The organism is Alteromonas sp. DY56-G5 (genome assembly GCF_041414725.1).
Lineage (GTDB): Bacteria > Pseudomonadota > Gammaproteobacteria > Enterobacterales > Alteromonadaceae > Alteromonas > Alteromonas macleodii.
The window spans coordinates 1-2,617 of the sequence record NZ_JANHZQ010000102.1; the positions used below are offsets into that span (position 1 = coordinate 1).

A 2,617-nucleotide genomic window follows, 5' to 3' on the forward strand; every position below is an offset into this window, starting at 1 on the left:
GAACAATACGCCTGATATCTTGCCATCCCGTTGTAATAACATTCGTTCTGATAGGCTTCTTTAGCGCCAGTATGGTGTTACATTGTTCATTTTCAGTCACCTCAAACAGATCGTTGATGACGCTGTTAAATTGCGCGTATCGCGGTGCAAAGCTGTAGCCGCATAGATCCAATAAAGCGAAGTTGACGTGATTGACACCGTGTGTATCTGTCGAGAGTACGTCAGGTTTGATATCGCTGCTGTTGGATTGCAACAGATCATAGATATAGTGTGATTCATGCTCGTTGGAGCCGATTATCCGTGCATTCAGCGCGCTGTGATTGGCGACCAGGGTCATGGCCGTGATCCCTTTATTGGTACCGAAGTACTTCGAGGAATACCGGGTTTTAAACGTTTCCAGATGCGTTTCGAATTTCTGACCATCCGCACTGGCGTGCAACTGGTCCTCCTGAATATGGTAGTGGCGGAAGATGGGTAATGAAGCCACCGCATTATTGATCACGTCGCTGGCATCATGCAGCGTTTCAGGTCGGATATAGTTAGCCTGTACTGTACTCAGGTGTTCATAACTGCGGTCGGAGATCTGCGCCATACCATACACACCACGGTGAGTGGCGTTAGCAATCAGAATGGCCAGTAAATCATCCTGATGAGTAGTTCCCTGTTTTTGTATTGGCAGCACATGTGTCAGGCATCGCATAAACCCGGTTTCGCGCTCAACATACCGCAGGACATCCGCGATACCGACTGGCTGCATTCGCTTAAAGAAGGGATTGTTGACCAGAGATGTAGCGCCTTTTGTTGGCAGGTGCCAGCGGGTGCCCGAGCGATTTTTCATGATTACATTGCGATTATCTCCCTCATCAATATGGCGCGCCACGTCTTTGAGCGCGCTTTCCAGTCGATGTTGTTTCTCCTGTAACAATGCGTCAACAGGTTGTTTTAGTCTGTCCAGTGTTGATGAGGCCAGCAGTGCATCCTGCGATGTTTGGGGGATCAGGTCGTCTTCCAGTGCCCGGTATTTGGTGACATTTGACAGATAAATACGTCCGTTCAGTCGTGAAGTTAACTGCCGGTAGAGCAGCCATTCATAACGTTGCGGATTAACGTTATCCTGTTTCACCAGCCATGAGAGGTGCTTTTTGGGGATAAGCGACGTATCCATTGTCATCAGTGATTCACCGGATACGATTTCCGTTTGCATCTTTTGAAGTTGGGCGACGACGGCTTCTGAGCCTTTACCGGCCTCACATTCAAGGCACAGGAACACTGGTCTTAACAACTGTTCCAGAAGGTTTCGTTGTTCGTCATAATATTGCCACTGGTACTCTTCCACGGTCCGTTTCTGTTTTTTCAGGTAAAGGCAGAGGGTCTGGATATCCCTGTCATTCATGACCTTCAATGCCTGTTGTCTGACTACTGAGAAGGGCTGATTGTCATCAATATTCTCGTCAACAAACAGGTGAAGTAGCTCTGCCGCTTTCGTGACATTGTCCGCAGCTGACTGCCAGGACAGGAACACTGCTTGTTGTGCAAAGGCGTTGGCGGCTTCCTGTTGTTTTCGGATATGGTAAACAAACCCATCCGTCAGGCGCTCCAGTGCAAGTTGCATGCGCTCTGTCAGATGACACAGTAACCACAGGTGCTGCTGTGAGCGTTTGAAGCGCCGCACTTTACTGCCGTAGTAATCAATAAGGCCGCTGAAGTGTTGTCGATTTTTTAGCGACAGATTGAGCCTGTCCACAACGTCATTTATTTGCGTGTGCCATGGTGCTAACCGGTGGTAAATGGCGAGCTCTTTTTTAAGCTCAGGCACGGTCAGACTTTTGGCACCACCCCTGAGATGGCTCAGACTCAGCCCGTCGTCTTTAGTAGTGATTATGTTGTCCAGAAAGACGTTAAGTTCATTACTGGTAAGTTGATTCAGTTGGAGCGTCAGGTCTTTTCTGACCTGTTGCATTGTGCGGCTTATCAGTCTTTGAAGCACGGAGTACTTAGGAATGGCAATGTTATAGCTGGCAAGGTATTCAATGGCCGCATCAAAGAGGTGTCGAGGCTCCAGCCAGGCATGACCAATGTAAACCAGGTGGTGGCACAGAGCATTGAGGTGCTGTTTTTCATTCCACTTATTGTAATTAAGTAGACGCAGTATCCTTGAGTAAATACGGTCACGCTGCATTTTACTGACACTGAAAGGCCTGATCCCTTTACCTCTTTGAATTTGGGAGGCAATAAACTGCATGTCGATACTGATATCACGGAAACTCGGAGCAATGATCACTGGCTTAGATTTAAAATAGCCCAGAAGCGCCACGAAATAACAACGATGTTTAGTAAGCCTGATAGTACGGCATTCGGCCTGTTCTACATCGTTTAGCGAAAAATACAAACGTTGTTCCTCAATAGAAAACTGAGGTGCTGAATACAAGTCTCGTTGTTCTGCCTGAGTCAGAATCGAGAGTTCATTACTAATTGCCATGATGAATAAACGCCAATATGATTGATGGTGTTTATATAAGATGGCAGAATATTGGAAGGTAACCCACCGCCACAGACCATATAATATAATACCTGTAGCGTTCTATGTTACTTTAGAGGGGAAAATCCCTAGAACCCC

The 2,617-nt window shown here is 47.1% G+C and carries 1 protein-coding gene; it reads right to left on the bottom strand.

What is annotated here, in order from left to right; genetic code table 11:
* Positions 1-2,479: Tn3 family transposase (locus tag NO989_RS21640; RefSeq protein WP_371343186.1), on the bottom strand; the 2,479-nt coding region annotated here is incomplete at its 3' end.
* Positions 2,480-2,617 lie beyond the last annotated feature (138 nt).